This is a genomic window from Saccharomonospora saliphila YIM 90502 (genome assembly GCF_000383795.1).
In the GTDB taxonomy this organism is placed as follows: domain Bacteria; phylum Actinomycetota; class Actinomycetes; order Mycobacteriales; family Pseudonocardiaceae; genus Saccharomonospora; species Saccharomonospora saliphila.
Genome location: NZ_KB912656.1, coordinates 171,920 through 176,403 on the forward strand (window position 1 = coordinate 171,920; position 4,484 = coordinate 176,403).

3 protein-coding genes are annotated in these 4,484 nt (G+C 70.0%); 2 read left to right on the plus strand and 1 reads right to left on the minus strand.

Translation table 11 applies throughout. The features are described from left to right. Positions 1–170 precede the first annotated feature (170 nt). Positions 171–2,078, plus strand: coding sequence for a peptidoglycan D,D-transpeptidase FtsI family protein (locus SACSA_RS0109800; protein WP_019815469.1), 1,908 nt, complete (start codon positions 171–173; stop codon positions 2,076–2,078). A 105-nt stretch (positions 2,079–2,183) separates the two neighbouring features. On the opposite strand, the gene SACSA_RS0109805 is transcribed toward SACSA_RS0109800, so the two are convergent. Continuing rightward, the gene (locus tag SACSA_RS0109805) at positions 2,184–3,980 is read right to left on the minus strand and encodes an AMP-dependent synthetase/ligase (RefSeq protein WP_028661734.1); all 1,797 of its coding nucleotides are present in this window, start codon (positions 3,978–3,980) and stop codon (positions 2,184–2,186) included. A 111-nt stretch (positions 3,981–4,091) separates the two neighbouring features. On the opposite strand from SACSA_RS0109805, the gene SACSA_RS22310 reads away from it, so the two are divergent. Continuing rightward, a partial coding sequence (locus SACSA_RS22310; protein WP_232212900.1) for a hypothetical protein occupies positions 4,092–4,484 on the plus strand: 393 nt, incomplete at its 3' end.

Here is a 4,484-nt window from a genome sequence, read left to right on the forward strand (position 1 = left end):
GAACGCCGACGAGGGCACTGCCGACGGGGGCGGCGGGGACCGCGCGGCCGCCGGGTGACGACGCCGAGGCGGAGGACGGCGGGCGACACCGCGTGAACGCCGACGCTCGTCGGCGGGAAGAGCGGACGTGAGACCGGCAGGGAATCGGAGACGGTCACAGGAGGCACACGATGGCACGCCGGCCGTCGGCACGCGGAGCCGGCAACGGCGCGCGCCGCACCTACTCGGTCGGGGCGCGCCGAGGGGGTACGGTCTCGATCCGCAACAACAAGGGCCGGTTCGTCGCGGGCCGGATCGTGCTCGCGCTCGTGCTGGTCGCCGCGGGGCTCAAACTGGGCTACATTCACGGCTTCGAGGCCGACGCGCTCACCGCCCGCGCCGAACGCCAGCGCACCACGACCATCGACATTCCGGCCCCACGCGGGGCCATCACGGACCGCAACGGCAATCAGCTCGCGTTCAGCGTGGAGACCCGCACCTTGTGGGCGAGCCTGCGCACCATGCGCGAGGACTGGGCCGAGCGCGCGCGGACCGACCCGGACTCCGGAGAGAACTACCGCACGCACGTCGCGGAGATCGCCGACTACCTCGCCGGGAAGCTGCCGGAGCGGACCACCGAGGACGAGCTGCTTGAGAAGTTCCACTCCGACTCCGCGTTCACCTACCTCGTCGAGGGCGTCGAGCCGTCGGTCGCGGAGGAGATCACCGAACGATACCCGGAGATCGGCTACGAGAAGCGCGCGAAGCGCGTGTATCCGGGCGGCGAGCTCGCCGCGAACATCGTCGGCTACGCGAACTGGCGGATGGAGGACCCGGACCCGACGAAGCACAACCTGCACGGGCTGTCCGGGCTGGAGGCGATGCGCGACGGCGACCTGGTCGGCACGCCCGGCAGGCAGTTGGTGAACACCCAGCAGGGCTCCGACGTGGTCATTCCGGGCACCGAACGCGACCTCCGTCCCGCGAAACCGGGCTCGGACCTTGAGCTGACCATCGATTCGGACGTGCAGTACGAGTTGCAGCGTAGTCTGGCCGACTACGTGCGGCGCTCGCACGCCGAGGGCGGCAGCGCCGTCATCATGGACGCCCGGACGGCCGAGGTGTACGCGCTGGCCAACGACTCGACCTTCGACCCGAGCGACCCGGAGAGCCTGACCACCGAGGCGATGGGGAACAAGGCGGTGAGCACGCCGTTCGAGCCGGGGTCGGTGAACAAGGTGGTCACCGCGACGGCGGCGATCGAGCACGGCCTCGTCACACCGGACACCGTGCTCGACGTGCCGGGCTCGATGGAGGTCGCCGACCACACCGTGCACGACGCGTGGACGCACGGCGTCCAGCCGTTCACCGTGCGGGGGATCTTCGCGAAGTCGTCGAACGTCGGCACGCTGATGCTGGCGCAGCGGCTCGGCCCGGACCGGTTCATGGACATGCTCGGCACGTTCGGCGTGGGCCGCACGACCGGCATCGGACTGCCCGGGGAGAGCGCGGGCTACGTTCCTCCGCGTTCGCAGTGGTCCGGCACCACGTTCGGCAACCTCCCGATCGGACAGGGACTGTCCATGACGGTGGTGCAGATGGCCAGCATGTACCAGGCGATCGCCAATGACGGTGTGCGCGTGGAACCCCGGATCGTGCGGGCCACGACCACCCCGGACGGTGAGCGGGTTCCCGAACCGGCGCCGAGGACGACGCGGGTGACCGACCCGCGGACCGCGAACAGCGTGAAGTCGATGCTGCGCGCCGTCACCCAGGACGGCGGCTATGCCGAGCAGGGGACCGCCCCCGAGGCGGCACTGGAGGGTTACCAGATCTCGGGCAAGACCGGTACGGGACAACAAGTCGACCCGGACACCGGCGCCTACAGCCAGGAGCTGTACAACGTCACGTTCGCGGGAATCCTGCCCGCCGACGAGCCGCGCTTCGTCGTGGGCATCTGGCTCGACGCGCCGGACACCACCCTGCCGGAGTACGGATCGGCGGCTCCGCTGTTCCACGACATCGCCGCCTACCTCGCCCAGCGCTATCGCATCCCGGTGTCCGAGGAGGCCGCCCCGACGCGGACGCTGGTCCAGTGACGCGGGAGCGGACCCGCTCGCGTTCCGGTGTTCAGTCCATCGGGCTCGCGACCGCCGAACGCGGGGTGCGGGCCGGACTCGTCCGGTCCGCACCCCGCCGGGGCGTCACTGCGCGTAGAGGCGCTCGATCGCGTCGGCGTAGTTCTTGCTCACCACGTTGCGCTTGAGCTTCAGGCTGGGTGTGATCTCGCCGCCCGCCTCGGTGAAGTCGTTCGGCAGGATGGCGAACTTCTTGATCGCCTCGGCCTGGGAGACGAAGGTGTTCGCCTCGTCGATGGCGGCCTGGATGTCGGCGCGCAGCCCCGGGTCGTCGGCGAGATCGGCCACGGTCGCCTCGGCGGGCTTGCCGTGCTGCTCCTTCCACGTCGGAAAGAACTCTTCGTCGATGGTGACCAGGGCGCCGATGAACGGGCGCTGGTCACCCACCACCATCGCCTGGCTGATGAGCGGGTTCGACTTGAGCGTGTCCTCGAGCCCCGACGGCGCGACGTTCTTGCCGCCCGCGGTGACGATGATCTCCTTCTTGCGCCCGGTGATCTTGAGGAAGCCCTCGTCGTCCAGCTCGCCGAGGTCGCCGGTGTGGAACCAGCCGTCCTCGAGCGACTCGGAGGTCGCCTGGTCGTTGTTCCAGTACCGGCCGAAGACCACGTCACCGGAGAGCAGCACCTCGCCGTCCTCGGCGATGCGCACCGAGGTACCCGCGACCGGCCTCCCGACCGTGCCGACCTTGAAGTTCTGCTCGGTGTTGACGTGGGCGGCGGCGGAGGTCTCGGTCAGCCCGTACCCCTCGAACACCGGGACGCCGATGCCGCGGAAGAAGTGGGCGAGCCTGCCGCCCAGCGGTGCCCCGCCGGAGACCGCGGCGATGCAGCGCCCGCCGAGCGCGGCACGCAGCTTGGTGTAGACGAGTTTGTCGAACACGGCGTGCTTGAGCTTCAGGCCCAGGCCGGGGGCGCCGGTGTCCCGCGCCTTGCTGTAGTCCACGGCCGTGGCCTCGGCCTTGTCGAAGATGGAGCCCTTGCCCTCGGAGTGGGCCTTGAGCTTCGCGCTGTTGTAGACCTTCTCGAACACGCGCGGCACGGCCACGACGAAGCTCGGCCGGAAGGTGCTCAGGTCGGCGATCAGGTCCTTGATGTCGGCGGTGTGCCCCAGGGTGGCCCGGGAGGTCACCGCGGTCAGCGCGATCGCGCGGGCGAGGATGTGGGCCAGCGGGAGGAACAGCAGCAGCGAGTTTCCCGCGCCCATCAGCTGCGGGAAGGCGTGCATGTTGCCCCGTACCTCGGCGAGCAGGTTGTGGTGGGTGAGCACGACACCCTTGGGCCTGCCGGTGGTGCCGGAGGTGTAGACGATGGTGGCGGTGTCGGCCGAGCCGACGGAACGGCGGCGCGCGTGCACGTCGTCGTCGGCGGTGGCGGCGCCCAGCGCGGACAGCGCGTCGACGGCGGGCTCGGCACCCTCGATCCGCCAGACGTTGCCGAGCTCGTCCAGGCTGCCGCGCACGGACTCGACGGTGGCCGCGTGCTCGGCCGTCTCGACGATCAGGGCCTTGGCGCCCGAGTCGGTGAGGATCCACTGCGCCTGCTCGGCCGAGGAGGTCTCGTAGATCGGAACGGTGACGCCGCCCGCGGCCCAGATCGCGAAGTCGAACAGGGTCCACTCGTAGCGCGTCTTGGACATCAGCCCGACGCGGTCGCCCTTCTCCAGTCCCGCCGCGACGAGTCCCTTCGCGACCGCGAGCACCTGCGCGGCGAACTCGGCCGCGGTGACGTCGCGCCAGGACCCGTCGATCTGGCGACGGAAACTCACGGTGTCACCGAACCGCTCGGCATTGACCCACACGACGTCGGACATGTTCTCGTCGTCGGCGACCGCGGCGATCGCGGGGGCGCTGTACTCGCGCACGTGAACCTCCGTGTCCAAGCAATGTTACTCGCCGGTCAACCTAAACCCTGTTCGCTCGATTGACCATGCCCGGGGGTGGCGGAGTCTCCGGAACGTGCGATGCTGCACGGCGTGTCCGACACCGATGACGTACCCGCCGACCCGCCCGCGCTGGACATCGTCGACGAGACCTTCCTCGCGGTGCCGCCGAGCACGGTCGCGGCGGCGTTCGCCGACCCTCGGTCGTGGAGCGTGTACTGGCCCGATCTCGTGCTCGAAGTGTACACCGACCGGGGTGATGCGGGCCTGCGCTGGACCGTGCGTGGCGCGCTCGTCGGCACGATGGAGGTGTGGCTGGAGCCCGTGCTCGACGGCACCCTGCTGCACTACTTCCTGCGCGCCCGCCCCGCGGGCCCCCCGAATCTCGGCGATCGTGAGGTGAGCGGATTAATCCGCGCTTTCTCCGCCCGCGGGAAAGGAGCCACTATGAATGCGCTCGACCTGACCGCGATCACCCTCACCAGG

What these genes read in the sequence shown, in the direction of transcription:
- SACSA_RS0109800 (WP_019815469.1), top strand. Translation starts at nt 171, where the DNA reads ATGGCACGCCGGCCGTCGGCACGCGGAGCCGGCAACGGCGCGCGCCGC.